This window comes from Mucilaginibacter tolerans, assembly GCF_030519375.1.
Lineage (GTDB): Bacteria > Bacteroidota > Bacteroidia > Sphingobacteriales > Sphingobacteriaceae > Mucilaginibacter.
The window spans coordinates 280366-301049 of the sequence record NZ_JAUMKB010000003.1; the positions used below are offsets into that span (position 1 = coordinate 280366).

General features: G+C 42.3%; 14 protein-coding genes. 5 read left to right on the top strand and 9 right to left on the bottom strand.

The window, feature by feature from the left end:
- The 3 genes from Q3A68_RS05980 to Q3A68_RS05990 all read left to right on the top strand — a co-directional run bounded on the left by Q3A68_RS05980 (position 1) and on the right by Q3A68_RS05990 (position 2344).
- A complete protein-coding gene (locus Q3A68_RS05980) occupies positions 1–648 on the top strand; it encodes a 4'-phosphopantetheinyl transferase family protein (protein WP_302900147.1) in 648 nt (215 codons plus the stop codon).
- 41 nt (positions 649–689) lie between these two features.
- Positions 690–1451: a PIG-L deacetylase family protein gene (locus Q3A68_RS05985; RefSeq protein ID WP_302900148.1), complete on the top strand. Its 762-nt coding sequence runs from the start codon at positions 690–692 to the stop codon at positions 1449–1451.
- A gap of 338 nt (positions 1452–1789) precedes the next feature.
- Positions 1790–2344, top strand: coding sequence for an outer membrane beta-barrel protein (locus tag Q3A68_RS05990; protein WP_302900149.1), 555 nt, complete (start codon positions 1790–1792; stop codon positions 2342–2344).
- A gap of 126 nt (positions 2345–2470) precedes the next feature.
- Here the strand turns inward: Q3A68_RS05990 and Q3A68_RS05995 are convergent, their stop codons facing one another.
- From Q3A68_RS05995 to Q3A68_RS06005, 3 genes are all read right to left on the bottom strand, one after another.
- The gene (locus Q3A68_RS05995) at positions 2471–3343 is read right to left on the bottom strand and encodes a glutamate--tRNA ligase family protein (protein WP_302900150.1); all 873 of its coding nucleotides are present in this window, start codon (positions 3341–3343) and stop codon (positions 2471–2473) included.
- A gap of 115 nt (positions 3344–3458) precedes the next feature.
- The gene (locus Q3A68_RS06000) at positions 3459–10541 is read right to left on the bottom strand and encodes a putative Ig domain-containing protein (RefSeq protein WP_302900151.1); all 7083 of its coding nucleotides are present in this window, start codon (positions 10539–10541) and stop codon (positions 3459–3461) included.
- Positions 10542–11040: 499 nt separating this feature from the next.
- Positions 11041–11814, bottom strand: coding sequence for a PP2C family protein-serine/threonine phosphatase (locus Q3A68_RS06005; protein WP_302900152.1), 774 nt, complete (start codon positions 11812–11814; stop codon positions 11041–11043).
- A gap of 141 nt (positions 11815–11955) precedes the next feature.
- Here Q3A68_RS06005 and Q3A68_RS06010 point away from each other — a divergent pair, with 141 nt between their 5' ends.
- Together Q3A68_RS06010 and Q3A68_RS06015 are read left to right on the top strand one after the other, a co-directional pair.
- Positions 11956–12333, top strand: a complete 378-nt coding sequence (locus Q3A68_RS06010; RefSeq protein ID WP_302900153.1) for a DUF3592 domain-containing protein — start codon at positions 11956–11958, stop codon at positions 12331–12333.
- Between the two features lie 199 nt (positions 12334–12532).
- Positions 12533–13273 carry a hypothetical protein gene (locus Q3A68_RS06015; protein WP_302900154.1) on the top strand — a complete coding sequence of 247 codons (741 nt, stop codon included), beginning with the start codon at positions 12533–12535 and terminating at the stop codon, positions 13271–13273.
- A 55-nt stretch (positions 13274–13328) separates the two neighbouring features.
- Here the strand turns inward: Q3A68_RS06015 and Q3A68_RS06020 are convergent, their stop codons facing one another.
- The 6 genes from Q3A68_RS06020 to Q3A68_RS06045 form a co-directional block, all read right to left on the bottom strand.
- Entirely contained in the window at positions 13329–14189 is an 861-nt protein-coding gene (locus Q3A68_RS06020; RefSeq protein WP_302900155.1) for a helix-turn-helix transcriptional regulator, read from the bottom strand.
- A 101-nt stretch (positions 14190–14290) separates the two neighbouring features.
- Positions 14291–15292, bottom strand: coding sequence for an NADP-dependent oxidoreductase (locus Q3A68_RS06025; protein WP_302900156.1), 1002 nt, complete (start codon positions 15290–15292; stop codon positions 14291–14293).
- Positions 15293–15313: 21 nt separating this feature from the next.
- Positions 15314–16117, bottom strand: coding sequence for an SDR family NAD(P)-dependent oxidoreductase (locus Q3A68_RS06030; RefSeq protein ID WP_302900157.1), 804 nt, complete (start codon positions 16115–16117; stop codon positions 15314–15316).
- Between the two features lie 168 nt (positions 16118–16285).
- Positions 16286–16876 (bottom strand): TetR/AcrR family transcriptional regulator, encoded by a 591-nt coding sequence (locus Q3A68_RS06035; RefSeq protein WP_302900158.1) that lies wholly within the window; start codon positions 16874–16876, stop codon positions 16286–16288.
- Positions 16877–16982: 106 nt separating this feature from the next.
- Positions 16983–17615 (bottom strand): response regulator transcription factor, encoded by a 633-nt coding sequence (locus tag Q3A68_RS06040; protein WP_302900159.1) that lies wholly within the window; start codon positions 17613–17615, stop codon positions 16983–16985.
- A 7-nt stretch (positions 17616–17622) separates the two neighbouring features.
- The gene (locus Q3A68_RS06045) at positions 17623–20616 is read right to left on the bottom strand and encodes a ligand-binding sensor domain-containing protein (protein ID WP_302900160.1); all 2994 of its coding nucleotides are present in this window, start codon (positions 20614–20616) and stop codon (positions 17623–17625) included.
- Positions 20617–20684: the final 68 nt, after the last annotated feature.

The window sequence follows — 20684 nt, forward strand, 5'->3', positions numbered from 1 at the left end:
ATGATCAGCACGGGCAACGATATTGTAGCGCTCAAGGCTATCAATGTTGCCCGAACTAAACAGCAAAAGTTTTACAATAAGATCATTACCGGCTCTGAAAAAGCCCTGTACGAAGGGCAGTTTTCGGAAAGGCTTCCTTTTGAGTATTTTGTCTGGCTTGCATGGTCAGTAAAGGAATCTGTTTTTAAATACCTGCAACGGTTAAATCCTGAATTAATCTTTTCTCCCTCTAAAATTAAGATCAGTAAACTTGAACCTCCTTCTTCTCAGAGGGTATCTCACTTTGAGGGCAGGGATTTTAACAAAAAAACCGTTTATGAGGGTATAATTGATTACAGCCCCCATACTTTTTATTCGCGGACAATTATCACGGATGATTTTATCTTTTCAGTAGTTAGCCACACTAATAATTTTGAAAAGGTGATGTGGGGGATTAAAAAAATCGGCTCAACGGATGCTGATGATCAATCAAAAGCAGTACGGACTTTTGCATTAGCTATGCTAAATACTCTTTTCCCGGATTCCGAATTGCAAATCGACAAAAACAATCATTCTTGCCCGGTTATCTTAAAAAACGATATTGAAATTCTCGTACCCATTTCTTTAGCGCATCACGATCACTGGGTGGGCTATTCGTTTCAGGTATAATCACGCTTTGCATTTCCATTAAATATCTATAATATTATTTCATGGAAAGCACATCAAACAGCCGCCGCAATTTTGTAAAAACCACAGCCGCCGGATTAGGATTACTCACCCTTCCGCAACTATTACATGCCAATCCGGCTGAAACATCTTCAAAAAAGAAAGTAGTTTGTTTTGGCGGGCATCCCGACGACCCGGAAAGCGGCTGCGGTGGTACGCTGGCTAAATTGGTTGCTAAAGGCCACGATGTGACGATTATTTACCTCACCACCGGCGAAGCCGGAATCGAGGGGAAAAACCACGGTGAAGCGGCAGCCATCCGTAAGCAAGAGGCCATTAATGCCTGTGCAATATTAAAAACAAAATATGTGTTTGTAGGACAGATTGATGGAGATACTATACTGGATAATACATGGCTGCTGAAGGTACAGAAACTCATCGCCGATGAAAAACCCGACCTGGTATTTACTCACTGGCCTGTAGATAGTCATAAAGATCACCAGATAGCCAGTTTACTGATGATTCAAACATGGGTCCGCTCAGGTAAGAAGTTCCCGTTATATTTTTTTGAGGTTTGCACCGGCGAACAAACAATGATATTCCGCCCGACGGACTACGTAGATATCACCGATACCCAGGAGCAAAAACGCCAGGCAGTTTATTGCCACAAAAGCCAGGACCCGCCGGGCATTTACGCCTGCGGGCACACGGCTATGGAAGATTTTCGCGGCAGGGAGCTAGGCGTAAAAGCAGCAGAGGCGTTTGTTTATATGACTGGCAAGGGGATGGGATGGGCGATGGAGTAAAAATGCCAGAGGTCTCTTCAAAGCCTAATACGAACTTTACCGCAAATTCAATCTCACGTATACAATTCCGGCAGTTATTCCCACAGCCATTGGTGTAGTATTTCTGTACAGTCGCATAGTAAACCAGCACGCTTGTATAGTTTAAAATTTCCACATTAATATTTCATTCATATTTATATAAGCAATTCGATATGAATTACTTATAGCACTTTATTATACTGATTAAAATTATCTTTTAGGCTGAAGGTGTCGCGCTTCAGGACAAAATCCGGCACGGCAATTACAGCATTTTTATTTGGTGAACAATCATCTGAAAATTATCATAAAACCCACTCAAAATGAAAAAATTATTACTACTACCCCTGTTATTTGCCTTCTCATTGATGGCAAATGCGCAATCGACAGATTATCATGCGTTTAAAGTAGATTTACAAGTAGGCTATGCTATACCAAGTGGCAGCAGTGGCAGCGGAGGCACAAAAGCAGGAGCAACTGTTACTATACAGCCGCATTATCGTGTTACCGACGATTTTGCCCTTGGGCTGCGATTTGAGGCAGCGGCTATTGGTTATGTGAACAAAACGGTGAGTACCGATACGAAAGTTTACCTGCTTACCTCTTATTTTTTCACAGCAGAATACTACCTGGTGCACAGTGGCTTCCGGCCATTCATAGGTGCAGGCGGCGGTCTGGTTAACCAGGAATCGGCACAGGCGGGAAGCGGATACAATGGTCTGGTTTCTGGAGGGGGCCGCTTTGGTGCATTCCCCGAGCTTGGTTTTGAATATGGGCATCTTCGCGTTTCGGCTGATTATGACGCCATGGGAAAAGGCGCCGATTATTTCGCTTTTAAAATAGGCGCGTTCTTTGGTGGTGGTACCAAAAAGAAATAGCTACCAGGTTCTGAATACGTTATAGGCTGAATTCTTCATTAGTTCTTTATAGCAAGTTCGGTTATTATTAACAACAATGGCCCTTTGGAGAGAGGGCCTTATTTTTTGTTCATGATAAAGTTAAAGTTATAAGTCTGAGCTTATGACACCTGCCAGCTCTTCCCAGCTATCAATACGGCGGTCAACACCAAGCATCCGTCCAATCATAGTGTAAATGTCTGATGGTTTTTTACCATTCTCGCGCAAATATTTAATTGAGGTTGAGCCGGCTGATTTTGAAAGTTTTTTGCCCGAAGCCTCCGTCAGCAATTGATGATGATAAAATCTTATTTGGTTAAACTTGTTTTCGCCCAATGCTAAAGCCAATTCATGTTGCGCAATTGTTGACGGCCACAAATCTTCCCCCCTGACGATCAAATCAATATTGTAATGAAGATCATCAACTACCGAAGCAAGCTGATATGAGGGTATCCCATCTCTTCTTCGGATAATAAAGTTGTGCATTTCGGCAGGTAACTCGGCGCGTACTATTTCCCCGCTATAAGTTCTGATTTCTAACGCCCTGCCTGTTGTAATCAACCGCAAACTAGCATTTTCAGCGTCTAAAGGAATCTGTTTCGCCTGGCAGGTACAGGATGCCGCTGTACGCATTTGCTGCCGGGAGCAGGTACAGGCATATACAATCCCCTTCTCGCATAATGTGCCGACAGCAGCATGGTATAACCTCATTCTATGCATTTGAGACCAGCTATTCTGGAATTCCTGAACATTTTGCGGGCCATTATCCCATGGTATCTCTAAATAATTAAGTGTATCGAATATATCCTCTAGATAACGGTTATTAATTCTTGCCTGATCCAGATCGTCTATCCTTAACAATACTTTGGCTTTGTTTTTCCTTGCCAAAGCGGAAGTAATAGCAAACGACAAGATATTGCCGATATGCAAAAATCCGCTGGGTGTGGGCGCAATACGCGTGTTATTGACCGGATTAATCACTATTTATTGGCTGCCTTAATCAAGGCAAAATACAATAAGCGGTCGACCTTTACAATAAAACCCCGGCGATTACACCAGGGTTCTTGCAACAAAGTAGAGACGATATAAAGTTTTGTTAAAGTTTCACGAAGGTGGCTTGCCCAACCAGGCTGTTATCACTCTGATTCAACACCTGAACAATATAGGAACCCGGCATCAGGCTGCTAACATCTGTTTGCCAGTTTGGATTAGTAGTAGACAACGTTTTTATCACAACACCCGATGTACTCACAATTTTAACGGAATAACTATTAGTCACTGTTGGCGGTGTAGTAAATGATGAACTTATCAATTGGCTACCTGCTGAACTTGTATTTTTAATCTTTGAAATGATCAGGTTAAGCGTGCCATTGGTTGGGTTGGGATAAACGGTCAGATTACCATTCAGGCCGCCTGTATACACCAATGCAACTGCATTTGAATAGCTAATATTTCCGTTCAGGTCTTCGATCTTCAAGCGGTATATATTTTCACCAATTGAATAAGACCTGTCGAGGAAGCTATAGCTGCCTTGTGCATTGGAGGTATTACTATAGATGATACTATAATTTGCTCCACCATCTGTGCTTCTTTCCAGCGTAAAATGGGTATAGTTTTGCTCGTTTGTTGTAGTCCATTGCAGCTGTGATCCATTTGACGATTTATTACCTGTAAAATTTGCCAACTTAACTTGTAATGAATCATTTTGCCTGATCAACAATTGGAAGCGGTCTTTCCCAAAGCTATTGGTATCTGAGCTAATAGCGAAAGAATACAGCGGAGTTTTCCGCATATCCACAGAATCCTTATTATATTTATCAATCAACCATATTTCATAAACAGGTGCCACCCCTTCGAGTTCAGTTAGCTGCAAGGTGTAGTTTCCCGCAGTACGCGCTGATGCGTACAATGGAATTACCCTCTGGTTTAATCCTGGCAAAGGCATTTTATTTATGCTTACCCGCACACTATCGCTTGTATAGCTGGCCAAACTTACTTTTCCGTTACCTGCTTTGTATTCTGCGTCTTCATTGTCAATAAATTGAGGTTTGTAAGAGGCACTGAAGCCGACATAAATATCATCAGTATTGATACTATCCTGTGCAACGGCCATTTGTAAACGCAGGTGTTCGTCCACCGGAATTTGAGCTGCATTTAAACCAGCCTGCGTATCCATAAACAGATTTAAACCCGTACTTTGGTTTACCGTTTTTGCTGATTCATTAAATATCAGCTGTGGATTGCTGGAATTGTTAGCCACCACAAAAAAGCCCTGACCACTAACTATTGTTCTGCGGCCGTGATTTGTATAAGCCCCGCCTTTCTGATAACTATCATAATTTTGAGTAGCCGGATTAAACTCATATATCGTTGTACCTACATTATATCCATATATCCCGCTGGTGGTTGAAGAAGCGTTAAACTGCTCCCAATCAATTGAACTTGCATAGGGATTACCTACCAAGGTAAAACCACGAACAAGGTAGTTCGTTCCTGTACCGGAACCCGTATAGTTTAAATAAGCCGACGATGGCGTATACCAATCGTGTACAACGACCTGCCCCTGATTTAATGTTCCGGTCGCAGTCATGGTAACTGTTACAGGAACATAACTGGCCACAGTTTCAGTAGCTACTGAAGCCGATGCTCTGTTACCTCTAAAGAAGAAAAGAAAACCATTACCAACAGGTATTGAGTATGTTCCCGAACCAACTGAACCAGTCAGCAGATAATTGTAAGAAGGCGTGTTATTTATAGCATTAATTCCCAAAAAGTTTCCACTGGTAAACGAGGTTCTTGACGGGGTGATATCTTCCCGGAACAAATAAATTGTAGGGTTCCCGACTTTATCGAAGCCACCGCCGGCAGCACCTGTCAGATACATACTGTTTTGCAAATAGTTTAAACTGAAAACATTATTCGAACTAACGGTAGCTGTATATACTGGTGAAGAACCTACACGATAACCGCGATAACCCGAGCCCCCGGTTAAATAACGTTGCACGTTAACATTACCAGTAATGCTCGGACCTGATATAGCGGCTACAGAACCTGAGCCAGTAGCGTCTGAGTTTATTGTCAGATTACCGTTTGCTGCCAAAATAGTCGCTGCGTTGCTTCCGCTCATAGTTAGGACACCCGAACTGGCAACATTAAAGCCACCGCTGGTCATTGTTTTGGTTCCCGCGCCACTAAATGTGACATAGTAGAATGTCGTTCCATTACCCGATCCTCCCGCTAAACTTTGGGTAGTTCCATTAAAATTCACAGTCGGACTGCTTAAGGATAAATAATTTGAGCCATCATTGGCCATTGTATTGGTAAAATCGCCGGCTATATTTAGGTTACCTGATAATGCAGTCTTTATACCTGTTCCTGAAAACGAGATATTCTGATAACTTATACCCGAAGATAATCCTGTAATGCTTGCCGAGGTATAAACTGTTTGCGCTGCCCCTGAATATTGTATTGTAGTACCCGTATTATTAAATGTAACCACATTTGTACCGGTAGATGAGAGACCCGACAAGGCAGTTGTATTGGCAAGCTGTAAAGTAGCAGTAGTTGAAGGCACAACCAGGAAACTTGAGGTGGTGCCTGCTGTGTTGGTGGTTTGAATAGCACCTGTAACCGCGGCTGTACCTGCTGTTAATTTAAATGTTGAATTAAATAAAGCCGATCCCGAGTTTGATGAGGTCAACGAAATATTTCCTGATACATTTAAATTGGTAACTGATGAAGATAAAGTGCTGGTATACGAACTGGCCAGTGTAGTATTAGAGATAACGCTGATGCTGCCTGCATTTATGGTACCGGCGCCTGATAATGTAGTTGTATAAGCTGAGCCCGAGTTAGCGTCGCTCTGATAAGTTATCGCGCCTGACACGTTTAAAATACTTCCACTATTTACAACTACACCTGCTGCCTGTCCCCCGGTATTACCAAACTGTATAGAGCCCACATTTACTGTGCCTGCCGAAGCTAATATATTTGGAAAATTAGTAAATGATTTGTTCACACCGATTAACGCCTGGTCAGTACTTGAAGGAACTGTACCAGACAACCAGTTGGAGCCGGTATTCCAGTTGGAGCTTGTTGTACCAAGCCAGTCGAATGAACTATAGCACGATAATGTAACGGTAGTACTTCCGCTGCCCGTAATGTTGTAAGCAGTAATAGTATACGTGGTAGGTGAAAAGGTAACGGTTGGAGTTCCTGATATGACACCTGTACTGATATTAAATGATAAGCCGGCGGGTAATGGGGAGCTTATATGATAACCGCCAGATGCTGCATATTTTTTAACTGTGTTATTGGTATAATCCGATATAAACAGGTTTCCATTCGCATCGGCCACAAAACCTTCCACATCGGTAAGCCCGGTGATCGTGTTCAACAAAACACCTCCTGAACTATATATTCTAACTTGATTATTGTGTGAATCGGCCACAAACACGTTACCCGATCCATCAATTGAGATGGCCAGCGGATCATTGTATCCACTACTAAATACACCAATATAAGAACCTGTCGGGCTATACTCAGTTACGTTACCCAAACTATTTGGTGTGGAAAAATTGGTAGCACGATTCAAAACATAAATGTTTCCCGATGCGTCAATGGCTACACCATCAGCTTGGTTCATGCCGGTAGTGGGCAAAGTAAGCAAGAGGGACCCGCTGGAACTGTATTTCGTAACTGAACTTACGTTTGTGCCGGTATTATATGTAGCTATATAAATATTGTTAGATGCGTCGATAGCAATGCCAAGCGGGTGACCAAGGCCGGAAGCAATAGTACCCAGGGAAGTGCCACTTGAACTAAATTTGTATATTGCCCCGTTACCGGTATCCATCACGTAAGCGTTTCCCGATGAATCGAATACAATACCGCAGGGGTTATTAAAACCAAAGCCCGATGCAAATTTGCCAATGTATGTACCACTGGAGTTATATTCGCTGATCGTACCGTTATTATAGTTACACACATAAATATTCCCCGATGCATCGATTGCCATCAAACTTGGGCCACTTAATGTAGCGCCGGTTAATGAGGTGCCTGTTGATGAATAAGAATACCCAGTAACTGCACCGCCGGTATTATTTGGTGTTAACGACGTGATAGTCTGGTTCAACGGATATGCATTTGTTGATGGGCTGTAGCTAATCACAGGTGCATGCGGGCTAACGGTGATAATCAGGGATGTGCTTGACGATCCTTGTGCATTCGTAGCTTTTATGGTAAATGTAGTGGTTGCGAAAGTTACTGTTGGCGTACCGGAAATTGTTCCTGTACTGGTATCAAATGATAAACCCGTAGGTAGAGTACCGCTGGTTATTGAAAAACTTGATGCCGCACCGCCGATATTAGTAGGTGTCGCAGGAGTGATTGTTGAACCAACAGAATAAGTAACTGTCGATGGCGAATAAGTGATTGACGGTGCAAGGCTGTTAACAGTTATAGTAACTGTCGTAGTTGCACTGCCCGAAACGTTGGTTGCGGTAATAGTATATGTTTTTGATGTTGATGCAGCTGTTGGCGTACCAGATATAGCCCCTGTGCTGGTATTAAAAGATAGTCCTGAAGGCAGTGGTGAACTTATGGACCAACTGGATGCCGAACCTCCGGTATTAGCTGGAGTTAATGAACTGATCGTTGTACCTACTGTATAAGTATTAGTTGACGGTGTATAGCTGATCACCGGTGCCTGGGCATTAACTGATATAGTTATAGTGGTGGTCGAGCTGCCTACCGTATTGGTAGCAGTAATCGTATAGGTTGTTGCGGCAGATGATGCAGTTGGTGTACCTGATATAATACCTGTAGTAGTATCAAATGATAAACCGGCTGGAAGGCCGGGGCTGATTGACCAGCTTGCCGCCGCTCCTCCGCTGTTGGTTGGCACCCAGTTGGTTATCGCTCCACCTACTGTATAAGTGTTACCCGAAGGTGAATAACTAATATTTGGCGGCATCGGATTGACGCAGGTAATAGATATAGTAGTAGTTCCTACACCACCATCATTATCAGCAGAAATAGTATAAGTAGTTGTTGCTGAAACTGCTGTTGGCGTACCTGTAATTGCACCCGTGGTTGTATTAAATATTAAACCGGATGGCAATGAAGGGCCAATTGACCAGCTGGTAGAAGAACCTCCAGTATTTGTCGGCGTCCATGTCGTAATTGCAGAACCTACCAGAAAATTATTTGATGATGGGGTATAGCTGATAACTGGTGCGTTGGGGTTAACCGTGATTTTAATGGTTGCGCTGCTACTGCCACCTCCATTCGTTGCTGTAATGGTATAAGTAGTTATCGTTGACAGAGCAGTTGGTGTACCAGATATTGTACCAGTCGTTATGTCAAATGATAACCCGGCGGGCAATGCCGGAGTTATAGACCAGCTTGTGGCTGCTCCCCCGGTATTTGCAGGGCTCCAGTTTGTGATTGCCGTATTGATCACATAAATATTTGCCGATGGTGTATAGCTGATAGCAGGCGGCTGCGGAGTGATCGTTATAGTAACGGTTGTTGTAGCACTACCAGTTACGTTTGTTGCTGTAACGGTATATGTCGCAGTAGCTGTTACTATCGTGGGTGTACCTGAAATAATACCTGTGGTTGTATCGAATGATAAGCCTGCAGGTAATGTAGGGCTTACTGACCAGCTTGCCGCGGCTCCGCCTGTATTGGTTGGCGTCAGCGAAGTGATTGCCGTATTTACTGTATATACATTTGTTGAGGGACTGTAACTAATTACAGGCAATGCAGGATTTACTGTTATCGTTAAAGTCGCGCTGCCGCTGCCACCTGCATTAGTAGCCGTAACAGTATAAGTAGCAGTAGCCGCTACAGCGGTTGGAGTGCCCGATATAACACCCGTACTGGTATTTAACGACAAGCCTGCCGGTAGCGAAGGACTCACCGAATAGCTTACTACAGTACCACCCGTATTGGTTGGTGTTAAAGCGCTGATAGCCGTACCAACGACATAAGTATTTGTTGATGGGCTATAACTGATACTTGGTGGTACCGGATTGTTACAGGTTATATTGATGTTGGAGCTGCTGCTTCCGGTTACATTCGTAGCTGTAACCGTATAAATTGTGAAAAAAGACTGTGCCGTTGGTGTACCCGAAATAACACCGGTAGAGGTATTAAATGATAATCCTGCCGATAATGCCGGGCTGATCGACCAGCTTGTTGCTGCCCCGCCTGTATTGGTAGGAGTCCAGGATGAAATAGCTGTACCAACAGTATATACATTTGAAGCCGGGCTGTAACTGATATTCGGAGCCTGAGGATTTACTGTGATACTAATTGTAGTATTACCGCTACCTGTTATATTGGTGGCAGTAACAGTATAAGTAGCCGTTGACGAAATGGCCGTTGGCGTACCTGTTATCGCACCTGTACTGGTATTAAATGATAAACCTGTAGGCAATGAAGGACTTATTGACCAACCGGTAGCTGCACCGCCCGAGTTAGAGGGCGTCCATGTACTAATTGTAGTGCCAACTACAAATGTATTTGAAGATGGGCTGTAGCTTGGTGCCGGCGCAAACGGATTAACAGCAATCGACATAGTGGTGGTAGCTGCAATACCACTTCCGTAATCTGCTGTAACGGTATAGCTTGTCGTTGAACTTATTGCAAGTGGTGTGCCCGATATAACACCGGTAGAAGGGCTGATAGCCAACCCGGTAGGCAGTGTCGGAGCAATTGAGTAGGTTGGTGATCCTCCTCCTGTATTAGTTGGCGTTAAAGGCGAGATCAGAGACGAGATTATAAAAGTAAAAGGCGATCCCGTATAACTAATATTTTCGCGCGTTACGGTCAATGTATAGGTGACTGGCGAATAACCTGCCCTTGAAACCACAATACTAATCGAGTTACTGCCTGCACTTAAAGCAATCGCCCCTGAGGCAGAACCACTGGCAACAGTAGTTCCATTTATTTTTATTGTTGATCCGGAAACTGTTTGTGTAGGAGTAACCGTTATTGAGCTTGTTGAACTGCTTTCAAGAACTGTATAGTTTATGGTACCGCTTGTAAAAGTTGGAGATAATGAACCTGCACTAAGCGAAAGACCAGCAAGCGTTGCGTTAGCCGCCATCGCCATAGAAGATGACAGGATCAATACAAGCGCTGTAACAAAAAATAGTAACCTTTTTACCATGATAAACTTTGCAACGGTAATCTCATCAATTGATGGAATACCGGGTTTATGTTGATTTAATTTAATAAACAGTGCGTAGCAATCCTTTTCATACTGTGACAGCTATTCACTGAGTTTAATCCACAAAAATGTTCAGAGGCAGATAGTTTTATTTGCCCGGGAAACAATTCCCGGAGGCTTTTTTTCGGAATACTATACCCACAAAAATCTCTAATGGTATCTTGGGGGTACACAGCATTTAACAATAAATAAAGAAAGGGTAATAACCCGTTCATCTGTTCATTAGTTAGAATGAAAGCCTTTTAAACGGTTTTTGTACGTTTTCTTGAAATAAATGTTTCAACTTTTAAAGCCGATGAGCAAGAACATTACAAGTGAATAAACTATTATGAAAATAACTTTCACATTATTTCAATATGGCGGTATTGTTAACTGTTGGTTACCAAAATGCACCTATGGTTCCCTTGTTTAATTTAATTTTGATTGATAATTTCCATCATTACCAATCCATCCGGGGTGATGTAGAGCTGTCGTTATTCAATTTCAGCAGATATAACGAGTAATTGTCTTTGGTGACATCGCTGCAATACTCCATAAATAAACCTCTTTTATTACTAGCATGGCTTAGGGTGATCTCCCGCAAACGGTCGTCATTAATTTGCTCAAGTACACCATCTGTACAGAGCATAATATAATCTTCTTCACGTGCGTCCTTTATAATATGGGTTTCTATTTCAGAGGTACTTCCTGTAGCGCTCAAAGCCCTGGTGATAACGTTACGCAGTGGGAGGATACGTGCTTCTTCTTCTGTTATTTCGCCATGCCTTACCAGGTTCTCAACCAGTGAATGATCCGCAGAACGCCATATCACTTCTCCTTTGCGCAAATGATAAATCCTGCTGTCGCCACACCAGGCTATTGATACGTTATTCTCAGTCAGATAAGCTAAAGTAAGTGTAGTACTCATCTTCTGGGCCTCAGGATGCTGAACTGCATAATTGCGCATCTGCTGTAAAACATGCGACTGTGCCGCGCGGACATAAGTATCAGACAATGCGCCACTTGGAGGAACATTTTGGTCAAAAAAAGCTGCAAACTCTTCACAGGCGATACGACTTGCCTCTTCGCCCATTTTTTCGCCCCCAACCCCGTCACATACAATAAACAGTTTATCAGAAACAGTGGCTTTACCAGCCGCCGGATAAATTGAATCCTCAAGTTTTGGCCTCTGACCTATTTCATTGAGGTATGTAATTTGCGCTATACTGATCATCTTTCCTTTTATTATATATTCAACAGGTTAGACGAATTGAGAAATGTAGTCAGTAAGATGTATCGTTTTGATTCCTGACATATCGCCATTAAATTTAGCACTAATTATTTAACACGAAATTCTTATATAAGTTAAATACTTATGCCTTTTGCAATTGAGGAACTATTAGGTTCTAAATATTTTATAATCATTCTGGGAGTCACACTTTTTTACTTCATGCACAGGCTGTCTACCCGCAAGCGACGGTATTTTTCACAATATGGTCATCCAATAGTTGCAACAGTACGCTCCATTTACGAAACAGGTTTTAGTAAAGGAAATTATGATAAAATATATGAGATGAAACTCGAAGTTGAAAATGAGGATAAGACAACGAGAGTTGTGATGACAACCAATAATTATGATAATCGTTCCGATGAAAAACCACAGCCAGGCGACCAAATCCAAATATTAATAGATCCCAAAAATCCCGATAGAGTGATAGTAACGCCAAAATGGTATAAACCCCACCAAAATTAGCCGAATCGACTTAGCTAAACCAAGGCTTCCATTCTGGAAAATTATCTCCTTTTCTTAATAAGAATATCATTTTATATTTGATATATTAGATATGTAAAGCCCTGATTTTCTGACAGTACCTCTTGTCTTTGTTTTGTGTTGTCACTAATAGGGGCGAATAGTTTAATAAACAATCATTCACAATTAAAAACCTATTAAAATGACAAGGATCAAATCAGTTCTTCAACTCTTGCCGGCATTGGTTTTGGCGGCAACTCTTTTTTCATGCGGTGGATCGGCATCTAAAAGCACTGGCGACACCTCCAAAATGGCCGACTCTACCAAAATGGCCGACACTACAAAAAAGGCTATGCACTCAGCCATGAAAATCCCGTTTGACGTGGTTGAAGTTATTCACGACGTAAAAGATTATAGCGCGTGGCGGCCAATTTTCAATACCGATTCCACTAACCGGAAAGCTGCGGGGCTAACAGATATTGTAGTAGGCAGAGGCGCCGACAAACCCAACCATATCCTTATTGTCTTACAGGTTGCGGATATGGCCAAAGGAAAAGCCTTTGCTGCCGATCCAAAACTAAAGGCCACCATGGACAAAGCTGGAGTAATTTCAAAACCGGAAATGATCTACTTTCATGTGATTAGAGTTAACACTGAATCTCATGAAAAGCAGTGGGTAGTTGTTAATCATAAGGTGAAGGACTTTGACGCCTGGCTAAAGGTTTACGATGGTGAAGGTAAAGCGAAAAGAGCAAGTGAAGGATTGGTTGATGTGGCTCTGGCACAAGCCACGGATGATCCTAACATGGTACAGCTCGTATTCGACATCACTGACATGACGAAAGCAAAGGCAGCGATTTTTTCAGATGAAAAGAAAAAGCTGATGGAAAGTGCTGGTGTGATAGGCAAACCTTCTATCGAATTCTACACAACGGGCGAATGAGTTGATACGAGTATTTTTAAATGTTAGTCCGGGCTTTATGCTCCGGGCTAACATTTTATGCCGCTACATTCCTATACTTAAGAGGCGTGGTCTGGTACCTGTTGCGGAATAAACGGATGAACGAACTGGTACATTTGAACCCAACCATATTCACAATTTCATACACGGGGTATTCCGTTTTTGCCAAAAGCAACTGGGCGCGCTGCAAACGTATTTGGATCAGGTATTGGTGCGGCGACTGGTTATATGCCAGCTTGAACGTCCGCAAGAGATGATTTACCGAAAGACAGGCATAATTGGCCACGCCTTCCAGGCTCACGTTTTTATCGTAATTGGCATATAAATATTCCTTAGCCAGGTTAAGTCGCCGTAGTATTTCTATCCGGGTATTGACATTCAGAAAATTGAGTTTCTTTGCCTTCAGTGATATTTCTTCATTATAAATGCGGCAGCAGTTCTGAAGACAGTGGTGTAACAACTCATTTATCAGATCCTCGCTGGTATTTTCATCTTCAATAAGGTCTTTTAGTCTGCCGATATTAAGTTTCAGGTCTGCTTTCAGTGGGTAAATGGTCTCGCGAAGCTGATAAGCTACATGCTCGGTATCAAATAATCCACCCTTTTTTTTGCCGAAGAATTTGACATTAAATTCATTCAAAAAATCCTCATCAAACTCTATCGACAGCATATTTACTGGCAAGCGGAGGTCGCTGCTGCTAGTGAATTGTGTCCCTTTGTTCATCATGATAAATGAATCGGTATGCAATGATAACTGACGCCTTCCGATGGCGCAGGTTTCATTTCCGCTAAAAACAAATCTGATACTGAAATTAGCAGTCGTTTCTGAGTATGATCGAAGATCGGAAGTAGTACTGATTATTTTGTTCCTGTTTTTTAGTACCCTCATGTATTCCATATCGCACTAGCTAATACCATTTTACGTTAAGGATAAAGATACTGAGGTGATTTTAGCACATCATCACCCCATTAGGGTGATTTATCAAATAATCTATTCATTTATTTGATTTTGATAACTACTTTCCCTTTAGTACGGCCACTTTCAACATAGCTCATTGCTTCTTTGACCGATTCAAATGGAAAAACCCTGTCCATAACTGGTCTTATAACACCTGAATTTATAAGCGAGCTGATCTCTTTTAGCTGATCGCCGTTTGCCTTCATAAAAAGAAATGAAAAGCTCACGTTAAGTCGTTTTGCTTTTTTTCTGACCCCAGAGCTCAAAAGGCGCATTATTAATTTTACAAACCATCGCGATCCGATCTCTTCAGCAAAATCCGGATCAGGCGGCCCTGAGATTGAAATAAGTTTTCCACCAGGTTTTAACACGCGCATCGATTTTTCGAGTGTCTTATCATCCTGGCTATTTAAAACCAGGTCGTAACCCTGCAGAATTTTCTCAAAGTCATCCTTCTTGTAGTCTATTACAACATCTGCACCAAGGCTTTTCACCAGCTCCACGTTGGCTGCACTTGTAGTTGTAGCCACAGTAGCCCCCAAATATTTCGCCAGCTGAATGGCAAATGTGCCTACACCGCCGGAGCCAGCCTGGATAAATACTTTTTGCCCTTTTTTCAGTCCCCCTTTTTCAATCAGCGCCTGCCAGGCGGTTAGGCCCACCAGGGGAATGGATGCGGCTTCCTCCATGCTCAGCTTTTTTGGCTTAATCGCCACATCAGCTTCATTAACAGCAATAAATTCTGCGAACGTCCCAATCCGGTGATCTGCCGGGCGGGCGTAAACCTCGTCTCCAATTTTAAATTGGCGCACCCTTACCCCAACCTTGGTTACAACACCGGCCACGTCATGGCCTAAAACAAATGGCGTTTTATAAGGCAAAATGAGTTTGAACTCTCCGTCCCGGATTTTGGAGTCTAACAAGTTTATACCGGCAGCATGTACTTCTACCAATACCTCATCCGCCCGCAGTTCCGGAGCAGGTATTTGCCCAATACGCCCGCCATCCTTGCTTTTATATTTGTCGATGATGAATGCTTTCATTTTTTATTTTTTTTGTTAATTCTATTTTGAAGCGTTAATCGATTTCAGAATAGATTTCTCGAAAAACTTATAAGCGAAATGTTGAAGCAGGAGTACGATTGATGATCCTTTTCCGACCGGGTAACCAAACGTCGGATTTTTTTCCTTCACTGCCCGCAATAAAGTAGCGATAACCGGTGCAGGGTCGGGTGCGTTATCAAATGACTTTTTGGTATACGCAATAACCTTTTGCCGGAACTGGGCATAGTCGGCGATCGTTCCTTTAGCTACAGTTGCACTTTCACCGATATTGGTTTTAAAACTAATCGGCTCAACCATTACTACCTTGATGTTAAACTGGTTCAATTCAAACCGAAGTGCCTTAAAATAGCCTTCGAGGGCATGTTTGGAAGCCGAATAGTAGGAAGTATTTGGAAGACTCACTAAACCCAGCAGAGAACCAAGCGTAATTATTTTTCCGTGTTTTTGCCTCCTGAAATAGGGCAGCAGCTCATTAGTTATTTTGATCGTTCCCCAAAAATTAGTCTCAAACTGCTGCTTACCTAACTCAATGGGGGTTTCCTCGGCAAGTCCGTTTACTAGGTAACCCGCGTTATTGATCAGCACATCTAAAGTTTTGATCTCGCTGAACAGCAGCTTGCCAAAGGATGCTATGGAATGGTCATCATTCAGATCCAATGGCAGTAACTTAAATGGTAATTTCGTCTGGTATTTTTCTGGGTTCCGGCTTGTGCCGATTACCTGGTAACCATTTTCGTGGAGCTTGCTGGCGATAAGCAGCCCGATGCCCGATGAGGCCCCTGTGACTAAAACTGTTTGTTTCATTTTCAATAATTAAGTGTGTGTGATATTATTTGCTTTATTTTATACTTTTTAGTATATTTTAGTATGATCCCATTGACAAATTTTCTTTCATTCAATCTTAATCAGTCAAAAAAACTGTCAATTTTTCAATCAAAATATACTAAAAAGTCTATTCTGATTGAAAAAAAATCAGACAGAATAGCTTTCTAGCTCCGCCTTCAGATTCTTGACCAAGCCCAGCATAGGCTTGGCAGTATTCATCACCCTGCACAAAACGACCGCACCCTCTACAGCGGCGACTGCTTTAAAAGCATATCCGGCAGCGTCAAGTTTATCCGTGAATTCGCCGTCCTTAATCCCTTGATTTAAAATACTTACAAACAACTCCTGCCCCTGGCGAAGTACGCCTGCGATCTTTTCTTTGATAGCAGGGTTATTATCGTCGGCTTCAACCGCCATATTAAATACCGGGCACCCGCCTTTAATATTGGTTTCCAATGGATCTTTATAATAGTCGAGGTAAGCAAAGACCTTTGCTTTTGCAGTTTTGCCCCTGCTAATATTCATCATCAGTTTCTCGGCGTTATTATGCAGCATGTAATCAACAACCTGCAAAGCCAAATCTTCTTTATTTTCAAAGTGTCCGTATAGGCATCCTTTGGTTAATTGAGTAGCATCCAGCACATCATCTATATTAGCTCCGGAGATACCTTTCCGGTTAAAGATAGGGGCTGCTGTTTCCAGGATAAATTGTTTTGTTCTTTCTGCCTTCGTAAGCATTTTCATCTAATTACCAGCACAAAAATATACTAAAAAGTCTATTTTAAATTAAAAACTTTAAGTTTCAGCGATTTATGGTTTGAATATGACATTTCAATCCAAAGCTCTACTTAATCAGCTTATTTTCCTTAGCCAGCCTAATGGCATCCGCACGGGAATTGACATCCAGTTTCAGGTAGATGTTTTTTATATGACTGCGGACTGTTTCCAGGTCGATGAACAAGTCCTTCGCTATCTGGCTGCGACTTTTTCCATCGGCTATTTGTTCCAGTATCTGGGTCTCGCGTTTTGACAGTGGCGATTCCTGGTTACGCTGAAAGGATTTGATCACCATGCGGGCAATGTTCACGCTCATCGGCCCACCACCCTCTCTCACCTCTTTTATTGACTCAATTATTTTGGCAGCAGGTGTATTTTTGGTTAGGTATCCCGATGCACCATTCGCCAGCGCTTCGAAAATCTGTTTTTCCGATTCATAAACTGTAAGTATCAGGATATGAGCACCAGGCAGCATTTTCTTCAGCTTGGGTATAGCAGCTATACCATTGGTGCCCGGCAACTCAATATCAAGCAGAATCACGTCCGGCGCGTCATCCATAATGGTTTTCACCGCATCATCAAAAGACACGTAACTTTTTACCACGATATAACCGTCAGCCTGGCCAATTAGCAAGGCATACCCTTCCCTGATGATCTCGTCATCCTCTATCATCACTATCCTTATATTGCGTTCCATCATGCTAAATTTAGTGTGTCACTATTGGGTTTATCCTGATTTTCAGATCGACCACCGTACCCTTGCCCTTTTCAGAATCAATATTGATCGTACCGTTGATCCGTTTTGTCCGTGTTATAATATTATTAATACCCTGGCCTTTTCGCATTTCGTTTTCATCAAAACCACAACCGTTATCGCACAAAATCAGGTGCAATCCGTTTTTATAAATTTCATCAAGACTAATGGTTACCTTGGCAGCCTGTGAGTGTTTCAGGATATTATTCAGCAGTTCCTTAAATATCATCGGAATATTTCGGCTGTATTCCATAGGCAGTTTTATCTCATTCAGCGATTCTTCGATACCTTTAAATTCAAACTCAACAGGGGTATCCAAAAACAACTCTTTACCAAAATCCCGTATATGATTCAGGATTTCGTACAGATTATCGCTCTGTGGATCAAGCGCCCAGAGGATGTCCTTTGTACCATTGTATAGCGATGCAGCATTTTGCCTGATCTGTTCCAGCAATTTCTTCTGATCACATTGACTGCTATCCATCCTGGTATCTAATATTTCCGACAGCACCGTAATTCGCGTTAATTTGTTCCCCAACTCATCATGAAAATCTTCGGCGGTTTGCTGCCGTATCCTCAGGCTTTCTTCACGCCTGGTGGCCTCAATTATCCGCAGCCGGTTTATCTTCACCTGGTGTCGGTAGCTTTGTATAGAAACCCCTATCAGCACAAAAAATATAATTGCCAGGAAGCGGAAGGTACCGGTTTGGTAAAATGGCGGTGTAATGGAGAACGAGAAACTGGCAATATTAGCGGAATACATCCCATCCATCCCGATTGCTTTTACCTCGAAAGTATAATTGCCGGCAGGGAGTGAAGGATAGTCAACCACATTGTTTTTAACCGGCAACGAATAGGCGGTATCCAATCCCCTTAACTTATAACGATAGGACACATTAGCCGGATCTTTCAAGTTAATGCCCAAAAATGCGATAGATAAGTGCTTGTTACTGAACGAAAGCTTTGTACCGTTGGTGATGTTTGTACTGTTTTGTTTTTCGCCGCTTTGTGGCAGCAGTTTTACCGATTGGATAACAATATGCGGCGGCGTTTTTGGTGGAGGAACAATATTCGTGTTATACATCACAACACCCTTTGTGGTACCTATCCAAACCTTACCATCATTATACAGTATAGCATTTTGATTCGATTCGAGTATCGGGTTCTTCGAGCTGCCGTTACCTCTTACGGTAAACGCTTTGCTTTTTTCATCATACAAAAGACGATTCGCACCACGACCGGTTCCCACCCATATCACATCGTGATCATCGGTCACCAAACTATAGATCGTGTTTGAATTAAGTCCATCTCTAGTGTTGTAATTTTTGACGCGGCCGGTCGGTTTATCCCAAACAAATATTCCCCTATCATCTGTACCGATAATAAGCATTCCCTTATAGTTGAGCATACTAAAAACGGTAGAGGTTCGCACCGCATCCAGTTTAAAATCCTTCACAATTTTTTTGTTGACCGCCAGTATGATCCCGTCCTGCGTTCCTGCAATAATCGAATCTTTCCCGGCATTGATGATCGATGAAGAAAAGCCCGAGAACCCCTCCAATCGCTTTAAGGAATTTTTCTCCAGGTAAAAACATCCGCTTGGCGTTACTATCCATATCAATCCATTGCTATCCTGTTCAATAGCGTTGATCGCATAATAATCGCTGCCTTTGACCATATGGAAATGATTGTTATCAAAAGTCCAAAGCCCGGCATGATCTGTCCCTATCCATATCAACCCATTTTTATCGGTATACAGGCATTGCACACTATTCAAATCCTGGCGTTCTTTGGGCAAGTTAACACGAGTAAGCTTTTTACCGTCGTATTGAAACAAACCCGCGCCGTTAATTCCCAATAATATGCTATTATTCCTTTCTTTTGCAATTCCCCATACTACTTCGTTGTCAGGAAGACCCTGCGTCCGGTCGAAGATCACATAACGATCGCCTTCGTATTTGTACAAGCCACTACCCTGGCTGGCTAACCATAAATTGTTGTCGGCATCATTATAAATATCTGTGATCGCATTGTCCGACAGGCCATTTAACGACACAAAATGCGTACTGTTTTGCTTTCTGAGATCAAGATAATATGCGCCGTTATTAGTACCCACCCATAAATTAGCAGCACTGTCCTGTGCCATACTCAGGAAGGGTTGTTTTATACTTTTTATAAGATCGTTTCTATAAAGGTGCAATACCCCATCTTTCACCGCATAAATACCATTAAAGGACAATAGTAAAAGCCTGCTTTGGTCTGTCCGGTCAAACAGCATTTTAATAACCAAAAGCCCCTTATCGTTTTTTGGATAGGAAACCAAATTGATCCATTTTCCTTTATCCCGGTAATAGATCCCCTTTTTGTGAACAGACGCATACAATCTGCCGGTGGGGTCAACAGCAAGACAAAGCAGTGGTTCTTTAATAGTATCTTGTATAACTTCTTCTTTGCCGGAATTACCCGATACCTTGAATAATCGATTATTCATGATGAACCAAATCGTACCGCTGCCATCCTGGGTAATGCTTCGCACACGGTTGTTTTTGAGTTTAGCGGATACAGAATAGCCTGCCAGCTTTTTCCCCGCCAGTTTCATCAATCCGCTTTGCGTGCCGAACCAAACCACATTTTCTTTATCTACGAAAACATTATCGATAAAGTTGGTCGGCATACCGTTTTGCCGGGTGTACGAAGTAAACTCCTTACCATCAAAACGACAAGCGCCGCCCAAAGTAGTTATCCATAAACGGTGTAGCTGGTCAAGCGCCAGGCTATTAACTTGCGATTGAATCAGGCCGTCCTCGATATCATAATGTGAGAAGGTATATTTTTGGCCCAGGGATATCAAATGACAAAATAGAGTCAGCAACAAAACACAAAAAAGCCTGTACATTGCCCCCGGCTTTGCTTTTGTGATATGTTTTTTCAGAATTTTAAACGTCATTTGTAACAACACCCTATTTTCGTAAATCTACTATCAAATTACGTTTATTTGAGATATAAAATACTCAC